At 53.9% G+C, this 24,753-nt stretch carries 24 protein-coding genes; 7 read left to right on the plus strand and 17 right to left on the minus strand.

Going from position 1 to position 24,753, the window contains the following annotated elements; translation table 11 throughout:
* Positions 1-87: 87 nt before the first annotated feature.
* Positions 88-1,575 (minus strand): MFS transporter, encoded by a 1,488-nt coding sequence (locus tag GXP72_RS11975; protein ID WP_090416811.1) that lies wholly within the window; start codon positions 1,573-1,575, stop codon positions 88-90.
* Positions 1,576-1,691: 116 nt separating this feature from the next.
* Here GXP72_RS11975 and GXP72_RS11980 point away from each other — a divergent pair, with 116 nt between their 5' ends.
* Positions 1,692-2,285 carry a TetR family transcriptional regulator gene (locus tag GXP72_RS11980; protein WP_090416809.1) on the plus strand — a complete coding sequence of 198 codons (594 nt, stop codon included), beginning with the start codon at positions 1,692-1,694 and terminating at the stop codon, positions 2,283-2,285.
* A 57-nt stretch (positions 2,286-2,342) separates the two neighbouring features.
* Here GXP72_RS11980 and GXP72_RS11985 read toward each other — a convergent pair whose 3' ends face one another.
* From GXP72_RS11985 to GXP72_RS12040, 12 genes are all read right to left on the minus strand, one after another.
* Positions 2,343-3,782, minus strand: a complete 1,440-nt coding sequence (locus GXP72_RS11985) for an anion permease (RefSeq protein WP_090416806.1) — start codon at positions 3,780-3,782, stop codon at positions 2,343-2,345.
* A gap of 96 nt (positions 3,783-3,878) precedes the next feature.
* Positions 3,879-6,473 carry a bifunctional aconitate hydratase 2/2-methylisocitrate dehydratase gene (locus GXP72_RS11990; protein WP_208762917.1) on the minus strand — a complete coding sequence of 865 codons (2,595 nt, stop codon included), beginning with the start codon at positions 6,471-6,473 and terminating at the stop codon, positions 3,879-3,881.
* A 17-nt stretch (positions 6,474-6,490) separates the two neighbouring features.
* Complete coding sequence (locus tag GXP72_RS11995; protein WP_090416801.1) at positions 6,491-7,039, minus strand: alpha/beta hydrolase; 549 nt, start codon at positions 7,037-7,039, stop codon at positions 6,491-6,493.
* 27 nt (positions 7,040-7,066) lie between these two features.
* On the minus strand, positions 7,067-7,942 hold the full coding sequence (gene citG, locus GXP72_RS12000; RefSeq protein ID WP_090416799.1) for a triphosphoribosyl-dephospho-CoA synthase CitG: 876 nt from the start codon (positions 7,940-7,942) through the stop codon (positions 7,067-7,069).
* The gene (gene citX / locus GXP72_RS12005; protein ID WP_090416797.1) at positions 7,917-8,456 is read right to left on the minus strand and encodes a citrate lyase holo-[acyl-carrier protein] synthase; all 540 of its coding nucleotides are present in this window, start codon (positions 8,454-8,456) and stop codon (positions 7,917-7,919) included. Before citX ends, citG begins: the two co-directional genes overlap by 26 nt.
* Before the next feature lie 5 nt (positions 8,457-8,461).
* Positions 8,462-9,982 (minus strand): citrate lyase subunit alpha, encoded by a 1,521-nt coding sequence (gene citF / locus GXP72_RS12010; RefSeq protein WP_090416795.1) that lies wholly within the window; start codon positions 9,980-9,982, stop codon positions 8,462-8,464.
* A 28-nt stretch (positions 9,983-10,010) separates the two neighbouring features.
* Positions 10,011-10,886, minus strand: coding sequence for a citrate (pro-3S)-lyase subunit beta (gene citE / locus GXP72_RS12015; RefSeq protein WP_090416793.1), 876 nt, complete (start codon positions 10,884-10,886; stop codon positions 10,011-10,013).
* A complete protein-coding gene (gene citD, locus GXP72_RS12020) occupies positions 10,886-11,176 on the minus strand; it encodes a citrate lyase acyl carrier protein (RefSeq protein WP_032647419.1) in 291 nt (96 codons plus the stop codon). The genes citE and citD overlap by 1 nt, the downstream gene beginning before the upstream one ends.
* A gap of 24 nt (positions 11,177-11,200) precedes the next feature.
* Positions 11,201-12,268, minus strand: coding sequence for a [citrate (pro-3S)-lyase] ligase (gene citC / locus GXP72_RS12025; RefSeq protein WP_208762918.1), 1,068 nt, complete (start codon positions 12,266-12,268; stop codon positions 11,201-11,203).
* A gap of 18 nt (positions 12,269-12,286) precedes the next feature.
* Entirely contained in the window at positions 12,287-13,150 is an 864-nt protein-coding gene (locus tag GXP72_RS12030; protein ID WP_090416791.1) for a fumarylacetoacetate hydrolase family protein, read from the minus strand.
* A gap of 70 nt (positions 13,151-13,220) precedes the next feature.
* A complete protein-coding gene (locus GXP72_RS12035) occupies positions 13,221-14,465 on the minus strand; it encodes an MFS transporter (RefSeq protein ID WP_032647424.1) in 1,245 nt (414 codons plus the stop codon).
* Between the two features lie 73 nt (positions 14,466-14,538).
* Entirely contained in the window at positions 14,539-15,627 is a 1,089-nt protein-coding gene (locus tag GXP72_RS12040) for a 4-oxalomesaconate tautomerase (RefSeq protein ID WP_090416789.1), read from the minus strand.
* Positions 15,628-15,781: 154 nt separating this feature from the next.
* Between GXP72_RS12040 and GXP72_RS12045 the strand changes: the two genes are divergently transcribed.
* Positions 15,782-16,711 (plus strand): LysR family transcriptional regulator, encoded by a 930-nt coding sequence (locus GXP72_RS12045; RefSeq protein ID WP_090416788.1) that lies wholly within the window; start codon positions 15,782-15,784, stop codon positions 16,709-16,711.
* Between the two features lie 38 nt (positions 16,712-16,749).
* On the opposite strand, the gene nhoA is transcribed toward GXP72_RS12045, so the two are convergent.
* A complete protein-coding gene (gene nhoA / locus GXP72_RS12050; RefSeq protein WP_090416786.1) occupies positions 16,750-17,595 on the minus strand; it encodes an N-hydroxyarylamine O-acetyltransferase in 846 nt (281 codons plus the stop codon).
* A gap of 108 nt (positions 17,596-17,703) precedes the next feature.
* On the opposite strand from nhoA, the gene GXP72_RS12055 reads away from it, so the two are divergent.
* The 3 genes from GXP72_RS12055 to GXP72_RS12065 all read left to right on the plus strand — a co-directional run bounded on the left by GXP72_RS12055 (position 17,704) and on the right by GXP72_RS12065 (position 19,190).
* Positions 17,704-18,276, plus strand: a complete 573-nt coding sequence (locus GXP72_RS12055; protein WP_033145657.1) for a flavin reductase family protein — start codon at positions 17,704-17,706, stop codon at positions 18,274-18,276.
* Positions 18,277-18,402: 126 nt separating this feature from the next.
* On the plus strand, positions 18,403-18,765 hold the full coding sequence (locus tag GXP72_RS12060) for a hypothetical protein (RefSeq protein WP_024909588.1): 363 nt from the start codon (positions 18,403-18,405) through the stop codon (positions 18,763-18,765).
* Positions 18,765-19,190, plus strand: coding sequence for a DUF3828 domain-containing protein (locus GXP72_RS12065; protein ID WP_090416784.1), 426 nt, complete (start codon positions 18,765-18,767; stop codon positions 19,188-19,190). Before GXP72_RS12060 ends, GXP72_RS12065 begins: the two co-directional genes overlap by 1 nt.
* Positions 19,191-19,267: 77 nt before the next feature.
* Here GXP72_RS12065 and fusA read toward each other — a convergent pair whose 3' ends face one another.
* Positions 19,268-21,367 (minus strand): elongation factor G, encoded by a 2,100-nt coding sequence (fusA, locus tag GXP72_RS12070; RefSeq protein WP_032647431.1) that lies wholly within the window; start codon positions 21,365-21,367, stop codon positions 19,268-19,270.
* 160 nt (positions 21,368-21,527) lie between these two features.
* Between fusA and GXP72_RS12075 the strand changes: the two genes are divergently transcribed.
* Positions 21,528-21,830, plus strand: coding sequence for a helix-turn-helix domain-containing protein (locus tag GXP72_RS12075; protein WP_024909591.1), 303 nt, complete (start codon positions 21,528-21,530; stop codon positions 21,828-21,830).
* 58 nt (positions 21,831-21,888) lie between these two features.
* Here the strand turns inward: GXP72_RS12075 and GXP72_RS12080 are convergent, their stop codons facing one another.
* Positions 21,889-22,344, minus strand: coding sequence for a GNAT family N-acetyltransferase (locus tag GXP72_RS12080; RefSeq protein ID WP_048992019.1), 456 nt, complete (start codon positions 22,342-22,344; stop codon positions 21,889-21,891).
* Positions 22,345-22,508: 164 nt separating this feature from the next.
* Between GXP72_RS12080 and GXP72_RS12085 the strand changes: the two genes are divergently transcribed.
* Complete coding sequence (locus tag GXP72_RS12085; RefSeq protein ID WP_157189248.1) at positions 22,509-23,987, plus strand: PLP-dependent aminotransferase family protein; 1,479 nt, start codon at positions 22,509-22,511, stop codon at positions 23,985-23,987.
* Between the two features lie 26 nt (positions 23,988-24,013).
* On the opposite strand, the gene GXP72_RS12090 is transcribed toward GXP72_RS12085, so the two are convergent.
* A complete protein-coding gene (locus GXP72_RS12090) occupies positions 24,014-24,649 on the minus strand; it encodes a helix-turn-helix domain-containing protein (protein WP_024909594.1) in 636 nt (211 codons plus the stop codon).
* Positions 24,650-24,753 lie beyond the last annotated feature (104 nt).

Below are 24,753 nucleotides of genomic sequence, written 5' to 3' on the forward strand. Positions count from 1 at the left end.
TTTCCAGCAAGAGTCAGATAATCCTGTAAAAAACATAGCCCATCTGCCCCGCCCGCGCCAACCGCGCGCCCTGTATTACTTCGCAATTTACTGCGGTTTGACCTTCGCCAGGCTGAACCAGATCCCCACTGCCAACAGCAGCAGCATTCCGCCCGCGCTGCCCAGCGCCACGCTGTGCGAGGTGATAAACGCGCTTTTCGCCGCCTCAATCACCGATTCCGCCAGCGTCGGGGTCAGATCCTGCGCCACCTTCATCGCCTCACCAATGGATGACGAGGCTTTATCGACGAGCGAGGCATTCAGCCCTTGCGGCAGGTCAATCGACGCCGAGAAGCTGCGGGTCAACAGCAGACCAAAAATGGCGATCCCCAGCCCGGCGCCCAGTTCATAGGACATGGTTTCAATTGCTCCCGCGGCGGCGGCTTTCTCCTTCGGCGCGGCCGCCATAATTGCCGAGGTCGAGGCCAGCAGCGCGCTGGCGGCACTGAAGCCGAGCAGCACCATCAGCCCCCACGCCTGCCACTGCTGCGTGCTGAAGTCGAGCATCGACAGCCCGATAAAGCTGACGGCGCTGAGCCCCATTCCGCCGGCCGCGACAATGCGTAGCCCCAAACGCCCGACCAGCACGCCCGCGATCGGCCCGCTGAACCCGCTGGCGACCATCACCGGCAGCATGAACATGCCCGCTTCAAACGGCGTAAAGCCATGAACAAACTGCAGCTCCTGGGCCATCAGCAGCTCAAACCCGACCAGGGCAATCATGGCGGTCATCGCCATCACCACGCCGCTCAAAATGATGCGATGGCAGAACAGACGCATGTCGATCATCGGTACGCGAGCGCGGAGCTGAATACGCACGAAGATAAACAGCAGTACCGAGCCGGTAATCAGCGCGGACGCGACTATCCACGGTGACAGCGCGCCTTTCAGGGCGGTTTTCGCACTGTAGACCAGCAGTAAAATCGCCACAATCAGCATAATTGCATGGCTAATATTCAGCGGCTGCTCCGGGCGGCCGTGCTGAGGAGGCACAAAACGCGCGGCCAGCGAAACCACCACCAGCACAATCGGCACGTTAATTAAAAACACCGATCCCCAGTAAAAATGCTCAAGCAGCATACCGCCAATCAACGGGCCAAACGCCGCCCCACCGGAACCGACCGCCGCCCAGACGCCGAGCGCAATATTACGATCCCGCGCGTCGATAAACAGCGTACGGATCCCAGCCAGCGTAGCCGGAATAATCATCGCCGCACCAATTGCCAGCGAGGCGCGCGCCGCAATCAGCCACCCTGCTGACGGGGCAAACGCTGCCGCCAGCGATGACAGGCCAAACAGCGTACTGCCAATCATCAACAGCCGTTTAAAACCGATACGGTCACCCAGGGCGCCCATAGGCAACACCATACCCGCCATCACCAGCGAGTAAATATCGATGATCCACAGCAATTCATTGCCGCTGGCACCCAGCGTCATGCTCAATGTCGGCGCCGCCACGTGCAGCACCGTCGCGTCGATCGCCACCGGGATATACACCAGCACGATAATCACTAACGCTAACCACTGACGAAACATAAATTTCCTTTTCTTTTAAAACATGGACACATGTCCAGGATGAGATCCTACGTAAAGTTGAACGCATGTCCAGCTTTTTGTTACACTCGTTTCGTTCCCATTGAGAGTGAGTAAACATGCGATATCTGAGCAAGGATGAACGGCGGGAAGCCATCTTACAGGCCGCCATGCGCGTGGCGCTGGCAGAAGGACTGGCGGCAATGACGGTCCGCCGCGTTGCGGCTGAAGCCGGAGTCGCCACCGGACAGGTTCACCATCATTTTACCTCCGGCGGGGAGTTAAAATCGCTGGCCTTCGTACGGTTGATTCGCGAGCTGCTGGATGCGGATGTCGCGGGTAAACAGGCCGGTTGGCGGGAGCAGCTTCATGCCATGCTCGGCAGCGATGACGGGAGGTTTGAGCCCTATATTCGCCTGTGGCGTGAAGCCCAGATCCTTGCCAGCCGTGATGCCGACATCAAGGGCGCCTATGTGATGACCATGGAGATGTGGCATCAGGAAACGGTGGCGCTAATCAAAGCAGGAACGAAGGCCGGGGCATTGCGTCCAGGCGATCGGGCAGAAAATATTGCCTGGCGCTTGATTGGTCTGGTGTGTGGTCTTGACGGGATGTATATCTTAAACATGCCCGAAATGGACGAGGCCGCGTTTAACAGGCATCTCGATACATTAATTACGCTCGAGTTGTTTACTACCCCGTCTGAGCAGTGATGTTGCCGGGTGGCGGCGACGCCTTACCCGGCCTGCGTTTCACCATCTCCTCATCCGTTAAGACTGCAGCATGCCGTGCTGCATCAGGAAGCCCCACCAGGGAATGCCGAGGAACATGTGGATTAAAAACGTGCACAACGCCACGAGCGTGCCGATAGTCCACCATGACCTGATGTCGTTGTACCCCGCGGCGAAGATAATCGGCCCCGCTGCGCCGCCATAATGCGTGATGCAACCCCCATAGGAGTTGGAAAACAGAATGGCGAGAGCAAGCAGAACCGGTGCCGTTCCGGTAACCAGCCCCACGGTGGCAAAGACCGGCACCATCGCCGCGACGTACGCCCCGCCGGAGGCAAAGAAATAGCGAACCAGTACGCTGAGAAACACGATAATAACGATGGTCATATTCCCCGCGCTGAGAAAATCGAGGTGCGCTGAGAGGAAATCAGCCAGCCAGCGGAAAAATCCCTCCTTGCTCAACGTGGCGCTCAGACCGATGATGCCCCCGTACCACATAAGGGTATTCCAGCCACCTTTGTTTTTCTGCACATCGCTCCAGCCGATAATATTAAACAGCAGAGCTGCCCCCATCGCGATAATGGCGACGGCGGATTCATTGAGCCCAAGCTGACGAGAAAAGATCCAGCCCAATAATGCAGCGATAAAAATAACGACCAGGCCCTTCTCTTTGAGGCTCATTGCCCCGAGGCTTTGCAAGCCGCTGGTAGCAATAGCGACATTATCAATTTTTTTAATTTCCGGGGAGGCAACGCGATAGCAAATATAGGGAATGATACACAGCATCAATAACCCCAACGGTGCTCCCGCCAGCATCCAGCCTATCCAGCTAATATGAACATGGAAGATATCAGAAATTAGCTGTAGCGCTAACGCGTTTCCGGCAAAGCCCGTTAAAAACATATAGCTGGTCGTTTTAGTCACCATATAGACATTGACCATTAAATAACGGCCAGCCCTGCACGGCGTCTCTTTTGGCGTTGAGCCTAATACCGTCGCGATACTGTTAATAATAGGGAAAACCACGCCACCTGCCCGCGCGGTATTTGAGGGGGTCGCCGGCGCCAGCACCAAATCCAGCAAGGCGGTCACATACCCCAGCCTCAGCGTCGTGCTGCCAAACTTGAGGATAAACCAGTAGGCAAGGCGTTTCCCCAGACCGGTAGTAACAAACGCCGCGCTAAGCGTAAAGGCGCTAAACACCAGCCAGGTTGTACCTGAGGCGTATCCGCTCAGGACATCCATTGATTTGACAGGAGAATCCGGGAATTTTGTTACGGTAAAACAGGTTAATGCCACCGCGACCAGCATAATGACGGGTTCGGGATACGGTTTAATGACCAGCCCAACGATAGCAGACAGATATATGCCTGCCAGTATCCACGCCTCTTTGGTTAATCCATCAGGCGGAGGAATAAATATTGATAGTAATATTATTACGGCAAGTAAGATTGTTTTTAAAACATTGGATTTAAGCATATCTCACCCATGAGAAAAGGGTCCCTGAATAGCAGAGGCCGCACCAGAAAGAGGCCTCCGCCGATTAAATACATTTGCCAAATGAATAACTAAAAATCACACGCTAACAATATCGATATTATCACTCTCTTTGAATTGATATTCGGTCAGGGTATCAAAACTGAGATAGCGATAGATATTTTCATGCGCATCGTGAAGTTTATCCGTATAGCTAAAATAGTCTTCCACGGTTGGCATTTTACCCAGTATGGCAGCGACGGTGCTTAATTCAGCTGAGGCAAGGAACACTTTCGCATTTGTTCCCAGACGATGCGGGAAATTTCGAGTGGACGTCGATACTACGTTGCTCCCCTCACGCACCCTCGCCTGGTTCCCCATGCACAGGGAACAGCCCGCAGGCTCGATTCTCGCCCCGGATTTAATAAACTGATTAAAATAGCCTTCCCGGGAGAGCTGTTGTGCATCCATTTTTGTCGGCGGTGCGAGCCACAGGCGCGCCTGGTTTTCGCTGGCACCGGCCATGATTTTCCCCGCAGCGCGGAAATGACCGATGTTTGTCATGCAGGAGCCAATGAAGACCTCTTCAATAGGGGTGCCGGCAACCTCCGAAAGTAACCGGGCATCGTCCGGATCGTCCGGGGCACAGACCACCGGCTCGGTGATTTCATTGAGATCGATCTCAATGACTGCCGCATATTCCGCGTCAGGATCGGCGCAGAGCAGTGACGGGTTAGCCAGCCACGCCTCAATTTCAGCAATGCGGCGCTCAAGCGTGGCGGCATTCTCATACCCTTGCTTAACCATCCAGCGCAGCAAGGCCGCACTGGAACGCAGATATTGCGCGACATTCTCTTCCGCCAGGCGCATAACGCACGCGGCAGCGGAGCGTTCGGCGGAGGCGTCAGCCAGTTCAAACGCCTGCTCTGCGCTTAACGTTTCCAGGCCTTCAATTTCAAGGATCCGGCCCGAGAAAACGTTACGCTTATTCTTTTTCTCGACCGTCAACAGCCCCTGCTTTCTGGCGTAGAGCGGAATGGCATGCACCAGGTCGCGCAGGGTGATCCCTTTCTGCATCTCGCCCTTGAAGCGCACCAGCACCGACTCAGGCATATCCAGCGGCATGATGCCGGTTGCCGCGGCGAATGCCACCAGCCCGGAGCCGCCCGGGAAGGAGATCCCCAGCGGGAAGCGGGTATGGGAGTCGGCACCCGTGCCTACCGTATCCGGCAGCAGCATGCGGTTAAGCCACGAGTGGATAATGCCGTCACCCGGCTTGAGCGCCACCCCATTCCGGCGGGTGATAAACTGCGGCAGGGTTTCATGCAGTTGCACATCTACCGGCTTAGGGTAGGCGGAGGTGTGGCAGAAAGACTGCATCACCAGGTCGGCTGAAAACGTGAGGCAGGCCAGGTCGGTCAGCTCGTCGCGCGTCATCCCGCCGGTGGTGTCCTGCGATCCCACGGTCGCGATCTTCGGCTCGCAATACTGCCCGGGGCGGATCCCCGCCACGCCGCAGGCTTTACCCACCATTTTCTGTGCCAGCGTAAAGCCGGTTTCGGATGGCGCAGGCAAAGCGGGCGTGCGGAATACCGCGGAAGGCCCAAGCTTCAGCGATTCCCGCGCTTTCGCGGTCAGGCTGCGTCCGATAATCAACGGGATCCGCCCGCCGGCGCGTACTTCGTCCAGCAGCACTTCGGTTTTAAGGGTAAAGGTCATCACCAGCCGCTGGCTTTCTGTCTCACGAATTTCGCCCTTGTACGGGTAAAGATCGATCAGCATCCCGGTCGTCAGCGCGGAGACATCCATCTCTATTGGCAGCGCACCGGAATCTTCCAGCGTGTTGAAGAAAATGGGCGCGATTTTGCCGCCAAACACAAACCCACCGTTACGTTTATTCGGCACGTACGGAATATCGTTGCCGATGTGCCACAGGATGGAGTTGGTGGCGGATTTACGCGAGGATCCGGTCCCCACGACGTCACCGACGTACACCAGCGGCCAGCCCGACGCTTTGAGTTCTGCCAGCTGGTGCAAAGGGCCACGTACGCCGGGTTCATCAGGTGCTACCCCTTCCCTGACGTTACTGAGCATGGAGAGCGCGTGCAGCGGAATATCAGGACGTGACCACGCCTCCGGTGCCGGAGACAAATCGTCGGTATTGGTCTCACCGGGAACCTTAAACACCTTCAGGGTAATTTTTCCAGGTATGGCCGGGCGGCGCGTGAACCACTCGGCATTTGCCCAGGAGTGAAGCACCTCTTTTGCCCGGACGTTGCCGCTCTGCGCTTTGGCTTCCACCTGGCTGAATTTTTCAAAGATCAGGATGGTAGAAGAGAGCTGCTCAGCGGCCAGCGGTGCCAGGTTCGGATGGTCAAGGAGCTCAATCAGCGGCTGGACGTTATAGCCCCCCTGCATGGACCCCAGCAGCGTCGTAGCCGCTTCAGGAGAAAGCCCGTTAACACGGTATTCCTGCAATGCCACCTTGAATAAAAAATCGGCTTTGAGCTTTGCCGCAGGATCGACGCCCGGCGGGACGCTGTGGGTTAATAAATCGATTAATAGCGAATGATGCGCGGGCGCATCATTTATTAAACGATAAATAAGTGCATCGGTTTGTTCCGCTGTTAACGGTTTCGCCGGAATACCCGATTCAGCGCGCGCTTTCTGGTGCTGATGATAATCATCTAACATAGGTTCTCCTGTTAAAGCTAAAGTTGTTCACAAAATTCGGTTAATCGTTCGAGTCCGTAAGGCCATTCGCCAAAACCGGACTCAGAATTAATATGTCCGGCCTCACCGATATCGATGAGATGGCCGCGCCAGCACGTTGACCAGTAGTGAGCGCGTGCAAAAGGCATCAGAGGATCGTCTCGGCTGGCAAATATCATGCAGGGGACGGGTAATGGCGTTGGCTGAATGACCTCTTCGAGGCCGAAAAAAGCGGGTTCAGCCGGTGCGACCATCACCACCCCGGCGACGTTTACCCGCCGCGTTTGCAGCAGCCGACATGACGCCAGCGCGCCAAAGCTGTGGCCGACGAGGATGGCGGGCAGCGGGCACATTGCCAGCTCGCGGGTAATGGCGGAGACCCAGTTTTCGATATCGGGCTCAAACCAGTTTTTCTGCTGGATCCGTTTCCAGAAGGAAAAACGCCGCCCCCAGCAGCTTTGCCAGTGATGTTCATCGCTGTCTCTGAGACCCGGGACCAGAACAAGGGTATAACCCTTACTGAGCTGCTGCAGGCGTTGTTCAATCATGACGTTTTCCTGTTACGCTATTCGCGATTACTCGGGTGGAAATTGCGACAATAACCAGCCAACGGAAATAAGATCGGCGCTACCGCCGGGGCTTAAATTGCGTTTGATAAATTCCGCGTCCATTCTGAGCAGCGCGATAACTAATTTATCCGCCGTGAGACGTTTTATTTTTAATAATCGCCTTGAATAACGTCTGGCATAATTCAGCCCTTCAATTCCGCCTCGGGAAACCAGATTGGTATCCGGATTCGCCGCCATCAAACCCAGCAGCATTCTCAAGAGCGCCACGTCTTCGGATTCGCCCTGACCTGACGCGGTGCGCAGGTGCGGGAGACCCGCCTGGCGAACGGTGATAAAACCGCTGGCCGCTTCCCCTCTCGCCCCGGTAAACCCGTATGTCTGGAACTGCTGCTCGCCCTTCGTTCTGGCGATACCGGTCGTTTTCAGCTCCTGTTCAACGATGCCGGTACAGATAATGCGGGTCTCGCGGCATAAGCTGCGCTGCGTAAGCATTTCATCCCTTTGCGTCAGACGTCCCGCCGCGGCACACAGCAGCCCCAGAGAGAAGATCCCACCTTTATGGGTATTCACCCCGCCGGTGGCGTCAAACATCGCCTGCTCGCAGGCCAGACCGGTCGGTCTTATGGCCCGCATCGTTTGCGGGCCAGTCAGATGAGCCGTCTCTCTGCCAACGTTAAAGAACGTCGAGAACCAGGGCGCAATCGCCGCGATACTCGTTATGAAAAGCGCAAAATCCATGTCGCGATGCGCCCCGCTGTTTACGCGATCCACCAGACCCGGCTTCGGGGTTAAGCGAATTTCCCGATACATGGCCTCGGTAGCCAGCTCAGCGAAGGTGCGCTGAACCTCTGGCGCATTACATCTGGCAAGCGAAGTAGTCATCGGTTAACGCCTCGATTACGCGCGTGAGTTCGGCCTGCGAATGACGGCGGGCACGAGAGCAGACATGAGCGGGTTCATGACAGATAAAGCATCGGCGCATCGGCTGCTGGATGGCGTTTCTTTTCAACAGTCCCGTCTTCGGACAAAACACGTCGATATCCCACAGGCGTCCCAGAGGATGGTTATCTTCCAGATGCGCCGTGACGTGTTTTATCATCCACGCGGGTGCCGACACCGACCAGAGCGCTTCTGGCCCCGTGACCGGCTGCAGGATCTGATGCCGACAGACCGTCCACTGATGCGTACGGAATACCTCGCCGAGCGCCTGATTCGCGACGGCCATCACCCGTCTGGCCAGGTCGGTATCCTTCACCTCCCCCGGCCAGACCAGCGTGACGGATATAACCGTATGTTCTGACTGAAACAGCCACGCCTGCTGGCGACGGGCTCGCTGTTCTCTCGCGCTCAACACCTGTTCCACAGTGACTTTCACGTTCGAGGCTTTATCCGTCATGACGATTACTCCTTCACCTGACGAACCACGTCAATCACGCTGCCGTCGCGGTAGCGCACCACGCCGACGATCCGGTCAGTGAACTCAACAGGCTTGGGTTCACCCGAGATGAGCAGCGCCTTTTGATACAGGGCGTCGATGTCTACGACGGTCAGCCCGGCGTTAATCAGGCGTTCGCGAATTTCCGGGCGCGCCGGATTCACGGCAATACCGTGATCGGTAACCAAAACGTCAATACTTTCGCCCGGCGTCACCAGAGTCGTGACCTGCCTGACGACGGTAGGAATGCGGCTGCGGATCAGCGGGGCAACCACAATGGTGAGATTGGCCGCCGCGGCGACGTCGCAGTGTCCGCCCGACGCACCGCGCATCACGCCGTCGGAGCCGGTCAGGACATTGACGTTGAACTGAGTGTCCACCTCCAGCGCGCTGAGGATGACCACGTCCACCCTGTCGCAGCAGGCAGCTTTTGCAGCTGGGTTCGCATAGACGTTGGTGGAAATTTCCACGTGTTCGGGATTGACCGCCATAGAGGCTGCCGCCGCGCCGTCAAAGCTTTGCGTATCGAGGATCTTCTCGATTAACCCTTTCTGATGCAGATCGACAATGCTGCCGGTGATCCCGCCGAGCGCGAAGCGGGCAACGATATTGTGTTTGCGCATCCGGGTTTCCATAAACCGTGTACAGGCGGTTGACGCCGCCCCTGAACCGGTCTGAATCGAAAAGCCGTTGCGGAAATAGCCGGAGTGTTCGATAACGTCGGCAGCAGAGCGGGCAATCATCAGCTCGCGCGGATTACTGGTGACCCTGGCGGCACCTACGCTGATTTTTGCCGGGTCACCGACGCTCTCAATCTGCACCACATAGTCAACCTGATCCTGAATAATACTGGCGGGCAGGTTGGGGAACGGCTTCAGGGTTTCGGTAAGCAAAACCACCTTTCTGGCATATTTTGCGTCGACCATCGCATAGCCGAGAGAGCCGCACTGCGATGTGCCGCCGTTGCCGCTGGCATTGCCATATTCGTCGCTGCACGAGACCGCCAGAAACGCGACATCAATGGCAATTTCGCCCTTCTGAATCAAATTTACCCGCCCGCCGTGGGAGTGGATTTGTACCGGCTCGTCCATCAGCCCGTGCGAAATCGCATCCGCCAGTTCGCCGCGCATTCCGGAGGTGTAGATTTTGCCGATCACGCCATTACGTATGTGATCTATAAGCGGCGTATTGCAGGACATTAATGAGCTGGACGCGAGCGTGATGCCTTTCAGGCCGCGCTGAGCCAGTTTGTCCATCACGTAATTGATAACCTTATCCCCTTCGCGGAAGGCGTGATGGAAAGACACGGTCATGCCGTCATGCAGATCGCAGCGGGCCAGCACCTCGTCCACGCTGGCAAACAGTTTGCGCTGTGACTTTTGCTGGCTGTCAGCAAGATAAGGCGTCGTCGCGTTAGCGCCGCTGAAGGCGACGTATTCACGGCGAGAGCCAGGAATGTGATGCAGGGTTTCAGTTAGGTTTTTCATTGTTCATCCTGTCGCTTGCAATAGGGGATTACTGACGAATGCCGGAGGCATTTTTGCGTTCGATCACCACGCGGGCATGGTTGATGATTGGCGCATCGATCATTTTGCCGTTCAGCGAAATCACCCCCAGTCCGTTGCGTTCCCCCTCCTCTGCGGAGGCAATCACGCGCTCGGCGTAGTCCACTTCTTCCTGCGTTGGCGCGTAGGCGTTATGAAGAATTTCAATTTGGCGCGGATTAATCAGTGATTTTCCGTTGAAGCCCATCCGGCGGATGAGATCCACTTCTTTCAGGAAACCGGCCTCATCATTCACATCGGCGTATACCACGTCGAAGGCGTCAATACCGGCCCCGCGCGCGGCATGTAATACGGCGCACCGGGCATAGAAGAGCTCTGTCCCGTCGCCCCGCTCGGTTTGCATATCCATCACGTAGTCAAAGGCGGCCAGCGCAATACCCATTAACCGGTCGGAGGACTTCGCAATGGCGACAGCGTTAATCACGCCCACGGCAGATTCTATCGCCGCCATTAATTTGGTTGAGCCAACGGGACGTCCACAGGTTTCTTCGATGCGGACGATTTCACGTTCGAGCTGATGAATATCTTCCGGGGAGTCGGTTTTGGGTAAACGAATGACATCGACACCCGCCCTGACGGCGGCTTCGAGATCTTTTAATCCAAAAGGCGTATTCAAAGGATTAATTCTGACAACGGTTTCAATATCGTTGTACATAGGATGTTGCAGGGCATGAAATACCAGAAGACGGGCGCTGTCTTTTTCTTTTAACGCGACGGCATCTTCCAGATCAAACATAATGGAGTCAGGTTTATAGATAAATGCCGTCGAAAGCATGGCGGCACTTGAACCGGGAATAAATAACATACTGCGGCGTAACTTTTTCATTATAACGTTTCCCATGTAATGTCTTCCCGGGCCATTCCTCTGAGCAGAGCTGCCTGCACGCGGGCGCGGATCACGCAATCCAGCGCGCCTTTATCATCAACGACGATCAGCCCCTGCTCGATGTTGAACGAAGCCAGGGTTTCATTGACAACCTCTGTAATACGTTCGCCAAATTGCTTATACACTTCGCTCTGGATGACCACATCCAGCCCGCTCTCGACGGGACTCACCTTCACCATCAGGTCGCTGGACTCCAGCGTCCCCGCCATTGCGGCTTGCACAATTTTCATATCAATTTTCCTGTGATCATGCGGTTAAACCGCTGCCGACATCGGTTCGGATAAACAAGACTGATGCTGTACCTCTTTATTCAGAAACGCGCGCGTGGTGGCCGGCACCATACGGCTGGCGGCAGAGATTTTGTTTTCATTCAATAAACGACGAACGGCTGAAGCCGACACCGGAACATTATTGCCATCCGTTTTTCTTTCTATTTCGTGCACACTAATACGGGCCGCCGTACTCGTTTCATCTTCCAGCCAGCGATGCATCGCCCGGTTATACTCCGCGGTTAACGGGCAAAACGGTTCGGTACCGACAAAACGATGGTTAATATTCAGCGCGGGGGCGATGTAATTTCTGAAAAGCATGAGATCAATGGCAGCGTAGGCTTTATCAATAACCTGCTTATCCTTCAGGAAATAGCCCGGGAATGTGCCGCGGGAAATAATATACGCAGACCCCGGATGAACCGTGACATTAGGGAGATGCTGCGTTCCGTTCCTGACCATCGCAAACCGTTCTTTAAACGAAAAAGTGGAGACATCTTCCTGAACAACGAAAACATGCAGCCAGTCGCACTGGCGTGCCGCATGCTCGATCAGATATTGATGGCCCAGGGTGAATGGATTGGCGTTCATCACGATCGCGCCAATTTTTTTCCCCGGCACGAAATGATGGCGACGCAGCTGGCTGCAGTAACGATGAATACCGACCGGCGTATTCTCCATTAATGCCGCACAATTCTCGACTGTCACCAGCGGGTAAAACCCGCATCCGCGAAACGACTTTACGTTATCCGGGCAGGTAAAAAGAAAGAGCTGATGTTCGCCGTTTTGTGCCGCCAGAAGCTCGGCCTCATGAATTAACGTCAGGCTTAACGACGTGCCCCGCCACACGGCATCCACGGCAATGCACTTTAGCGTGTTACCCGCAATACCGGTGCAGGCAACAAGCTGACGCCGATCGCGCGCAACGATAAATTGCTCGATATCGTTATCAATGCCTAAACCGTTGCGGGCCAGAAAACAGGCAACCTCCTCTCTGGCCTTCGCGTTACCGGCGTTAATCACCTCAAATTCTGGCGCTGTGGCGGTGTACATCGTCTCTCTCCTGAGCGTTTAGACGGTCAATTCTTGCTGCTGGGGTTGCGCTTCCACGATGGTGTTCATCAGGCGGCCAATGTTTTCGATTTCGACTTCGACACGATCGCCATCGCGCATAAACAGAGGCGGATTACGTTTTTTCCCGACGCCACCGGGCGAGCCGGTGATAATGACGTCCCCGGCGCTGAGGGAGGTGAACGTACTGATATAGGCGATGAGATCCGCGACTTTGTGGATCATGCTGCCGGTGGAATCATTCTGAACCAGCATGCCGTTCAGCCAGGTGTGGATGGTCAACGCGTGAGGATCGGGGATCTCATCCGCCGTGGTCATATAGGGGCCGAAGGCGCCGGTCTGCTTCCAGTTTTTACCGGCGGTGAACCAGGCGTGCTGCCAGTCGCGGACGGAGCCGTCCATATAGCAGCTGTAGCCCGCGACATGGCTGAGCGCTTCTTTAGCGTCAATGCCGCTGCCAGACTTGCCGATGATGACAGCCAGCTCACCTTCATAATCAAATTCACTTGAGAGAACTGGTTTCATGACTGGCCGCGCGTGGCCCGTTTGCGAGTCTGGAAAACGAATAAAGAGCGTCGGCGCATTATTCGTCTCAGCAAACTCTTTTCGTTTTTCAGCGTAATTCATTCCCACGCAGAAAATTTTTCCAGGCTCTTCTATAACGGGCAGGAAGGTAATGTCTTCAGGCATAATATCCACAGGGTAATCGTGATATTGTCTGGCAACCTCGACCGCATCCCATTGAAGGAGATCTTTCAATGTCGCATATTGATGGCCGATTTTATTACCCAAATCGATAATGCCGTGTTGCGTATAAATCCCGTAGCTTTTGCGGCCCTGATGAATATAACTTGCTAATTTCATAATGATACCTGATTGATATTCGTACTCATTCTGTGTTCACACCCAGGGCGTGAACACATTGTCATGCTATTTATTCTGCTGACTGCGCTGGAACCAGTACCTGCTTATTACCGGATGCCAGATACGTAGCCACGACTACGCCAACGCCAAGTAATGCCAGAATAAATCCGGTCATTCCCTGCCAGCCCATTGAATGGAAGACAAAACCGTTGATAAAACCAATCACCGAACCGCCCATGTAGTAGAAGAATAAATAGAGCGCGACGGCCTGGCCTCTTGCGTGCGTGGCATTTTTACTGACCCAGCTTAAACCGATAGAATGGCAGCCGAAGAAACAGCCGGTAAAAATCACAGCGCCAACAATAAAGGTGACGACATTCGACGTCAGCGTCAGCAGCATCCCTAAGGCCATCACCAGGAACAGCACGCGCAAGACTTTCATTGCGCCATATTTTGCCGATAAACGACCAGCCTGTGGCGCCGTAAAGAAACTCAGGGCGAAGCTAAAGGAGAGCAGACCCGCGTTTGCCGGTGAAATATGGAACGGCTCGCCTTTCAGGAAGAAGGCCAGATAGTTATACAGTGAGGTAAATGCGCCGAAAATAATGAAGCTGATGACAAACGCCAGCGCCAGATTTTTGTTTTTGAAATGCGATGCCGCCCCTTTCACCATACGCATAACGTTAAGGTTCTGCGTAGGCGTAAAGTTTTTCGATTCCGGCAGCAGGAACTTCACCAGAATGGCAACTGCAATCAGACTGACCGCAAACCCGTAGAAGATCACATTGATTGAAACATGGTCGATCAGCTGGCTAGCCACAATACGCCCGGACATGCCGCCCATTGAGTTACCGAAAACAAAGTATCCCGTCACGATGCCTGCCGCCACCGGTGCGACCTCTTCGCTGATATAGGCCGTTGCTGCCGCTGCGATGCCGCTCAGTGCCAGACCAATCACCGCACGCAGCGCCACCAGCATTGCCCAGGATTGAACCAGCGGGCAGAGCAGCGTCAGAATGCCGCCCAACAGAAGAGAGACAATAATTAACCGCTTCCTGCCATAGTGATCGGATAATGTTCCGGTAAACAGCAGTCCAATTGCCAGCAATGCCGTTTCTGCGGATAAGATAATACTCACCTGGCTGACCGGGACATTATATTCCACAGCAAGCATCGGGAGCAGTGGTTGGATAAAAAACAACGAAGCCAGTTCCGCAAGCCCGGATAAAGCCAGGGCCAGAATCACGCGAATATTTGCGCTTGCTTTTGCCGGATCGGGTGCTTTCAGGGTATTGTTAGCATGCGTTAACGCCATAATAACCTCAGTATTATAGTTAAGGTACAGAATGTATTATTTAAGATGGTTAGTTTTTTATTTGAGACTTTATTCAATCAACTTCAGAGAGCATTTTTTCAGGTACGCAAACAACACCTTCAAATAACTTTCGTGAAGTTCGAATAACCGCTGCACGGGTATTTTCGATATTGTCATCCTCTCTTAGCAATGACACCGATATTTTTCCACTTGGGTGTTCAATATCGATAATGTTGGTAAAACATTCCTTTGGACGATCGGCAACAATTTTCGCGGCGACGGAGCCTTCAATAAGCGTCGCGGTCGAAATACCAATCGAGCCGGTAATCGCCAGTGATTTATGGCAGGTATGCGGCATGAAATAACGCACCTGAAGCGTTCCGCCGTTACGCGCCCGGCTAAGAAGAACCGGTTTAGGGATCACTTTGTTGGATACATCCCCTAAGCCCATCGCCGCGCCAGCCTGACGGCGCAGGTTCTCCAGCCTTTCCTTAAACCCCCTATCGCCATCTAATTCTGCAGGTGACTCCCCACCTGTTTTGCCCAGCGCCGACGCGTCAATCAAAACCATCGGCATCGCCATATCAATGCAGGTGGCTTCAATACCGTCGAACACGTTTGTCACGCTACCGGTCGGCAGCAGTTTTCCCGTTTTGGAACCCGCAGAATTCAGGAAGGTTAAGCCTATCGGTGCCGCAGTACCCGGGACACCGTCGATTTGAGTTTCGCCTTCATAAACGACGCGATACTCAGGCGTTTGTACTTCGGCATCGACCAGCGTTCCGGTGTTCAGATTGCGGATACGCACCGTCGTCACCGGGCTTTGCGCCTTTACCAGTCCCTTTTCAATGGCAAAGGGGCCCACGGCACAGAGCATATTGCCGCAGTTCGGCGTGGTATCAACGCGACGTTCGTTCACCATCACTTGTGCGAACAGATAATCCACATCCGCGTCCGGACTGTCGGACGGACTGACGATCGCCACCTTACTGGTTTGCGGACTTCCCCCGCCAATACCGTCAATTTCGAGTTCATGCCCAGCGCCCATCAGGCTGAGTAAAACTGCATCACGCGCTTCGGTTTCCGCTGGCAGGTCGCTGGCCAGAATGAGCGGGCCTTTTGAGGTACCGCCACGCATTAATACGCAAGGGATCTTTAACATGTCTTTTTCTCATTTCGCGTTTATCAGGAACGCAATTAGGTTTTCACACTCCTGTTGATAACTCTAATGTCGAAAAAAGCAGGATTAATACGCTTTGCGTATTAATAGCCCTTACGTTATCGTGGATTTAGGAAAACAATAATCAGGTGTGGATATGCAGCATGAATTACAGGGAATACAAGCGTTTGTAAAAATTGCAGAAATCGGATGTTTTACAAAGGCGTCTCAATTTCTTCACATTTCACAACCTGCTTTAACACGCAGAATTCAGAAGCTGGAAGAGAGCCTAGGGACAACACTGTTTGAACGTTCCACGCGCAGCGTTAAGCTCACAACTGTGGGACGGGAATTTTTACCTAAGGCAAAGAATTTAATCGATTTTTATGAAAGCTCGATCCTGAGTATTAAAGAGATGGCGACGCATCAGGCAGGGGTTATTACCGTTTCCTGTATTCCGACTGCCGCGTTCTATTTTCTGCCTTCCGTGATACGAGATTATAACAATGACTACCCAAACATCCGTATTCGCATACTTGAGCACAGCGCCAGCGATTGTCTCGAAGCGGTGTTAAATGGCGACGCAGATTTCGGCATAAATATGATAAACATCACACATCCTAATATCGATTTTGCGCCGCTGGTGAACGAACCCTTTGTCCTGGCATGCCGACGGGATAATCCGCTGGCAAAAAAACCGCTGGTCACCTGGGACGATCTTGCTGGCATGAAGCTAATTGGCGTCAGGCGCTCCAGCGGAAACCGTTCGCTTATCGATCAGGCTTTCGAAAAGATGGACTGGAAACCGAACTGGTTTTACGAGGTGCGTCATCTGTCAACGTCACTGGGAATGGTAGAGGCGGGTCTCGGGGTGTCTGTTGTGCCGAGTCTGGCGATGCCAACCGATGAACATCATGTCCTTGTCAGCCGCCCGCTGATAGAACCGGTTATCCGACGAACGCTGGGGCTGGTACAGCGCCGGGAAACCCCTCTCAGCCCGGCGGCGGAAAAATTCAGAGAGCTGCTTGTTCAACTTTGGTCAGCGGAAAACAACAGCCCGTGGATCGGCAAGTTTACTCAACTGTAAGCCATGATACGACAAAGGGGCTGAGGCCCCTTTCCGCATTATTTTCCCGCCTGAGGATGTGTATCGAAACCGGCCATCACCGCAGTCAACTCTGCAAGTGAAAAACCGTGCTTAGGATCGTCAACGCCCAGCCCAAAGCGTTCCCGCATCAACTGGTAAAGCGCCTCAGCATCCGGCAAGTGGATCTGCTCCTTCACATGGCCATTCTGCCAGTGGGTAAAGTTGAAGTTAGTTAACGTCAGCTTGCCGCCGTCAGGCAGATGGCGGCACATCAACAGATGATGACGGAAGTGCGACTGCGGCCAGTGCGCTGACCAGAAATTCCCCATCACGTAATCACTGAAATACTGTGTCGTCAAATCAAACTGGTACATCGACTGCCAGTGCTCGTGGTGACGGAACTGCAGCACCCAGTCGTTACCCTCGCTCAGCAGACGATACAGCCCGTGCGGCGTCTCTTGTTCTTCACTGGCGAGCAGACGAATCGGCGCCGTCAGCGTCTGGCCGCCAAACCCCACGTCCGCAATCCAGCGCTCGCCGTTAAGCTCAACCAGCAGCAGGCGATGCGTGCGCGGCGGCATTTGCGGTGGATTCGCTAATATCACGCGTCCCAGTACGCTACGCACGGTAAACCCGACCTCACGCAATACGCGTTCGAACAGACCGTTTTGCTCAAAGCAGTACCCTCCGCGGCGCGCGGAGACCAGCTTGTCGACCAGGCACCGATCGTCAAGCTGGATTTCGCGTGGCAGAACGACATCCATATTCTCAAAAGGGATCGCACAGTTGTGATGTAAATGCAGCGCGCGCAGGGTATCAATATCAACAGCGGTCGGTTGCGTCCAGCCGATGCGGGCGAAATAGGCGGTCAGGAATGGGGACATTAATCAGTTTCCTTTGATTGTGATGTTCTGTTTATAAACTAATTTTACGCACTCACTTTGATTTACGTGCTTTTTCGTCATACTCATCGATGTAGATGAGGAGATCCTATGAGCCACTTTCGCCCTGTTGAATTACGTCATGCCAGCCGTCTGCTGAACCACGGCCCTACTGTGCTTATCACCAGTCGGGATGAAAGCCTCGACAGACGCAACGTGATGGCCGCCGCATGGTCAATGCCCGTTGAGTTTGAGCCGCCGCGCATCGCAATCGTGGTGGACAAAAGTACCTGGTCGCGCGAGCTGATTGAACGCAGTGGGAAATTTGGCATCGTCATCCCCGGCGTGGCGGCGGCCAACTGGACTTACGCGGTCGGCAGCGTCAGCGGGCGCGATGAGGACAAATTCAACTGCTATGGGATCCCGGTGGTGAATGGCCCGGAGCTCGGCCTGCCGGTCATTGAAGAGAAATGCCTGGCGTGGATGGAATGCCGGTTATTACCCGTGACCTCCGCGGCAGAGAAATACGACACCCTGTTTGGCGAAGTAGTTTCAGCGGCAGCGGATGAACGGGCGTTTATCGCCGGACGCTGGCAGTTTGATGGGGATAAGCTCAATACCCTGCATCATCTTGGGGCCGGGACGTTTGTGGCGAGCGGGAAGATGGTGAAGGCGCTGGATTGATTGTTTAAATCATATATGGCTGAATTATATTAAATTTCTATGGCATTTTATGTTTACTCTTGCGTTGTAAAACGGAGGATATTTCCGGAGTTGCTGCATTAGCACTCTCCCGTTAAGGAAATATCAATGTCATGGAATAAAGATGGCGCAATCTCCTATGCCAAATCACACGCCCAACCGAAGAGCACCGGTTATTGTGCTCGCTACGTCACCGAAGCGATCAGAACGGGGGGAAAATTAAAAATTCCCAATACGCGTCTGGCAAAAGATATGGGGCGTACATTGGTCAACGCTGGATTCCGCCTGGTATACGATCAACCTCATGCCGGAGACGTAGCCGTTATCCAAAATATAGTGGGTCACGATAGCGGGCACGTTTGCATTTATGATGGCCAGCAGTGGATAAGCGATTTTGTACAACGCACCCTGTATCCGGGACAGGCTTACCGAAACATACAGCCTCATTACGAATTGTTCAGGCACGACTAATGAAAATACTCTGCTTTTTTCTTTTTGCCCTCTCTCCGTTCGCAGTCGCCCAAACTGACTATGCCCCAGGCCAGGCTGCGCTTAAATTCAATCAATGGTATATCGCTCAGCTGAATCAGGACAAACCACCAGTGCTGAATCCAGACATTATGAATGAATACGTTGCCTCTGGGACAATTGATGCAATTAAGGAGATGTACTCAGGAGACAGTAACGAAAAAGACATGCCCGATGCTGATATGTTCATCAAAACGCAGGACTGGGATGAAGACTGGAATCAGATAACCGTCTTACACTCTGATTTTGATGCCGTTTGCACAAACGTCTATCTCGCATTTGGTAAGAAACAAAATCACGTTGTAGCAGATTGTCTCGTTCAGGAAGAAGGGAAATGGAAAGTTCGATCGGCCACGCTGATCAAGTAATAATCGGATATGAAAGCCCTCTGCTACAGCGGCAAAAGCACACGGTAACCCAGCGGCTACCGTGTGCAATTCATTAACTACTTCGCACGCCGTGAAATAATCTCATCCGCAACATTCCGCGGGGCTTCCGCAAAATGATGGAACTCCATCGTATACGTCGCGCGTCCCTGGGACATCGAGCGCAATGTCGTGGCATAGCCAAACATCTCTGCCAGCGGCACGTCAGCACGAATAATCTGGCTGCCGTACTGCTCCGCCATCCCCTGCACCATGCCGCGTCGTGAAGAGAGATCGCCCATAATGTTACCGGCGTACTCTTCCGGTGTTTCCACCTCCACGTGCATGATCGGCTCAAGGATCACCGGATCTGCCCTGCGGGCGCCCTCTTTGAAACCGAGGATCGCCGCCATGCGGAAGGCCATCTCCGAGGAGTCGACATCGTGATACGAGCCAAACGTCAGCGTCGCTTTGACATCGACGACCGGATAGCCCGCCAGTACCCCGCTGTTCATTGCTTCCCGCAGTCCTTTCTCAACGGACGGGATATACTCGCGCGGCACCACGCCGCCCTTAGTGGCATCTTCAAATTTAAAACCACTTCCGGGCTCCAGCGGCTCCAGGCTCAGCACCACATGACCGTACTGGCCTTTACCGCCGGACTGACGGACAAATTTGCCTTCGATATCCTTCACCGTTTTACGCAGGGTTTCACGATAGGTCACCTGCGGACGACCAATATTTGCCTCGACGCCAAACTCACGTTTCATGCGGTCGACGATAATCTCGAGGTGTAGCTCACCCATCCCGGAGATAATGGTCTGGCCGGACTCTTCGTCAGTATGCAGGCGGAAAGACGGGTCTTCCGCTGCCAGACGCTGCAGCGCAATCCCCATTTTCTCCTGATCGCCTTTGGTTTTCGGCTCAATCGCCAGCGAGATCACCGGATCCGGGAACTCCATACGCTCAAGCGTAATGACGGCGTTCGGATCGGTGAGCGTGTCGCCGGTGGTCACGTCTTTCAGCCCGACACAGGCCGCGATATCCCCGGCACGCAGTTCGTCCACCTCGTGGCGATCGTTGGCATGCATCAGCACAATACGTCCGATACGCTCTTTCTTCCCTTTCACCGGGTTGTACACCGCGTCGCCTTTGCGCAGCACGCCAGAGTACACGCGGATAAAGGTCAGCTGCCCGACATACGGGTCGCTCATCAGCTTGAACGCCAGGGCCGAGAACGGCTCATCATCGCTCGGATGACGCTCGGCGTGCTGCCCTTTTTCATCCACGCCATCAATGGCCGGCACGTCCAGCGGCGACGGCATGAGCTCAATAACCGCATCGAGCATGCGCTGTACGCCTTTATTCTTGAACGCGCTGCCGCACAGCATCGGCTGGATTTCGCCCGAGATGGTGCGAATACGCAACCCTTTGATGATTTCCGCTTCCGTCAGGTCGCCCGTCTCCAGGTACTTATCCATCAGTTCATCGCTGGCTTCCGCCGCCGCAGAGACCATTTTTTCCCGCCATTCCCGGGCGGTGCTGACTAAATCATCCGGCACGGGCGCATAGGTAAACACCATGCCCTGCGTCGCATCGTCCCACAGAATGGTGCGCATCTTGATGAGATCCACCACGCCGGTGAAGTGATCTTCAGCACCCACCGGGATGACAATCGGCACCGGATTGGCCTTCAGGCGTTCCTGCATCATCCGCACGACGCGGAAGAAATCGGCACCCGGACGGTCCATTTTGTTGACGAAGGCCAGTCGCGGAACGTGATATTTATTGGCCTGACGCCAGACGGTTTCTGACTGCGGCTGCACGCCGCCCACGGAGTCATACACCATCACGGCACCGTCGAGTACGCGCATGGAACGTTCCACTTCAATGGTGAAATCCACGTGCCCCGGGGTGTCGATGATGTTAATCCGGTGCGGCTCATATCCTCTGTCCATACCCGGCCAGAAGCAGCTGACCGCCGCGGAGGTAATCGTGATCCCGCGTTCTTGCTCCTGCGCCATCCAGTCAGTGGTTGCCGCGCCATCGTGTACTTCACCCAGCTTGTGGCTCATCCCGGTATAAAACAGGATGCGCTCAGTGGTGGTGGTTTTACCGGCATCGATATGCGCGGAGATACCGATGTTGCGATAACGTTCGAGAGGGATGGGTCGGGGCATGATATTTCCTTAAGTCTTATGACTTGTCTGTGACGACCAGGATGGTCGTGCATTCGTTCGTTTGCTATAATAGTCCTATTGTACGAGTATTATCGAACTATTTTTTAACGATTGACCTATTGTTGATATAGCTCAATCTGACGCCATACGCAGGAAAACGATGATCCCAAACCACCCTGAAACTGAACAAATACTGCTGGAAAATGTGCTGTTTGCCCTCGGCAACCCGCTCCGGCTGTCGATAATTCGCCGGCTGGCCGATGGCAGCGAACTCAGCTGTAACGCGCTGCGCCCGGAAGATGTGGTGAAGTCTACGATGACCCATCACTGGCGCGTATTGCGCGACAGCGGCGTGATCTGGCAGCGTCCGCAGGGACGAGAAAACATGATTTCATTGCGCAGAGAGGATCTGGATGCCCGCTTTCCGGGGCTGATGGCGATACTTTTACAGGCTAAATCATAAGAGCATATCGGGTTAAAGCCCCTTAATGATGTAAGGGGCATATCGTCAGCAAAGGGATTTACCTTACCTGCATACGATATTCAATCATTCCACTTTTTTTCGCAATCCAGTCGTACAATCGTTGCCCGCGATAGTTGGCTTCATGCGTGTGCCAGTAAAGATGACTGGCATGATGTTTTCTGGCTTCTCTCTGAACATATTCTATTAACTGTTTGCCAATGTGTTTGCCCCTGACAGCTTCGCAGACATATAAATCTTCGAGGTAGCAGTAATCGCTCTCAGCCCAGGTCGAACGGTGAAAGAGATAATGCGCAAAACCCACTATTTCTCCATTACATCGTGCCACCACGCAGAATAGCGGCTCAACGGGGCTGAAAAATCGTTGCCAGGTTCGTTCTGTAATCGCCCCGGACAGATCGACGTTGTAAAACGCCTGATATTTTCCCCATAGTGGCATCCAGCTTTCAAAATCACGTTCTTTAACTGCCTCAATTGTCACGATCGTATTGTTCATATTGCCTCTTCTCTCACCCGTTTATTCGTTTCAGGAAGAGTGTATTCGCTGAATGGCACGTTTTGCCCCGCCAATTCTCGCCATCAAAGCAGACCAATTTTTCATCCTGCTGCATGCAGTATTGCTTTAGAATCAAGAGACACAGAGGAAAAGTGGACAACGTAATGTTTAAGCACGCGCAGCTTGAAACGGTTAAGGCATGGATTATCGACCCCGCTAACGGATCGCTACCGCTTCATGAAAGGATCCAGAGAGCAATACGGACGCTGATACTGGAAGGGGTATTATCTCACGGTAAGGCCCTTCCTGCTTCACGCGCGCTGGCGGCTTCTCTCAGCGTTTCCCGGGATACCATAGAAGTGGCCTACTCCAGCCTGCATGCCGAAGGTTTTATTGAGAGACAAACAGGCAGAGGGAGCTTCGTCTCTTCCAGCGCGCGCTTTTTAAAACCCCGTCCTCGACAGCATCAGCCAACCGCTGAGATACGAAAAGCAAAACTCAGCGTCCGAGGTAAGATCGTTTATGAAAGCGGCGGGATCCGCGAATTTTCCTCCCCTCGTCCCCTTGCGCCCGGCATTCCTGAAACCCGCATGTTTCCCATTTCAACCTGGGAGCGTCTTCAGCGACAGGTCCTGAAGGAGTTTCAGCATCAGGCATTAGAGCAAAGTCCACCACAGGGTATAGAGCACCTGCGACGGGCCATTGCGGAATATGTCAACCTGGAGCGCGGAACGCGTGCGAGGGCAGAACAGATCATCGTTCTGACAAGTTCTCAACAGGCGCTTGCGCTCTGTTCCCACGTGCTGATGGATGCCGGAGACGGGATTGTCATTGAAGATCCCTCCTATCAAGGGGCACATAAAGCGTTCAACGCTGCAGGACTTCGCTGCATTCCGGTTCCTCTTGATGAAAAAGGCATCTCGGTTGACGGTCTTAATTCTCTGACCGAGCCAGCCAGGGCGATCTACCTTACGCCTTCTCATCAGTACCCTACCGGGGTGACGCTCTCTCTTGACCGACGACTGGCAGTTGTCAAATGGGCAAACCGTTACGGAGCCTGGATCATTGAGGATGACTATGACAGTGAGTTTCACTACGAAGGTAAGCCTATGGCCAGTCTTCAGGGGCTTGATACGTACAACCGGACAATTTATATCGGCACGTTCACCAAGTCTCTTTTTCCCGGGCTACGTATTGCCTACATGATCGTTCCCTCAGAATTGACAGAGCCCTTTACCATGGCGAGGACATTGATGGATGGTCACACCGCCTCAATAACCCAGCTGACGCTGGCTAAATTTCTGGAGGGAGGCCATTTTGGTGCCTATGTTCGTAAGATGAGGAGTATTTACGTTGCTCGTCGCGACACGCTGGCAAGCCTGATGGATGCGTATCTTTCTGAGTATGTTGCCTGTGAAACACCAGCGGGGGGAATGCAAATGCCTTGTCATCTGAAACACGGAATATCCGAGAAAGAGATAGCAACCGCCGCTCGCCGTGCGGGTGTTGATATACTTGGGCTCACCGATTTATATGCAGGTCCCCCCGCGTCCACCGGTTTTTTGATGGGATTTGCTGCTTACACGGAAAGGGAAATAGAAGACGCTGTAAAAAAACTGGCCGCCATTTTCCGTCATGTTTGATGCGTCGACTGCTCAGCGGCGAATACTCATTCCGGGCGAGCAAGGCTATATACGGGGATCCGTCGGCTGGTCTTTGTCAGCGTATCAAAGACTTCGGTCTCCGACGTCACAATTCTCACGCCCATTTTCCTTAACCTCTGTACATCCGCCGCGATGCGCTGAATGCCAAACCAGAAAAGCCCGTCGAGTGCCGTCACAGACAGGCCGTTTTCCAGCGCCAGCTTGAGACGTTCCTTTGGGGCTTTGACCTGCTGGGCAATTTGCCTGTAAGGCACTTCATTACATCCTGTCGCGTCACTGCGCTGGATCCGCGTTTTCAGCTGATAGGTAAACTCGTCAGGTATTCCATCGAGATCCCTTTTCAGGCTATAGACGCAGCCAAAGCGCTTGCCGTTAAACAGAACATTTTTCTGACTGAGCTGAAGCTCTTTTCTGACAACGTCTATTAACTGGGGCGCACGGGTGAGAAGTAGCCTGAAGGGCAGCTCGAAGCTTGTGACGTAATCCACATTAAGCAACGCGAGACGCAACCGCTCCTCTGCCCCGGACTTTTGCTCACGACACTCTTCCATCACCTCCGCCCACTGGCGCGTCAGGCGCTCCGGCTCGGCGGCTTCGGTAAGGAGATATTTTTCAATCTGATAATCAACTCTTCCGGTCATCGTGTGGTATCCCGTCGCTGTGGATGCGGTAATTCTATACAGTACGGTGATATTTATAAAGGACTGAACCGCAGCGACATCCTGAAAATGTCGTTGCGATTCAG

The sequence above is a fragment of the Enterobacter sp. SES19 genome (genome assembly GCF_011765665.1).
Lineage (GTDB): Bacteria > Pseudomonadota > Gammaproteobacteria > Enterobacterales > Enterobacteriaceae > Enterobacter > Enterobacter pseudoroggenkampii.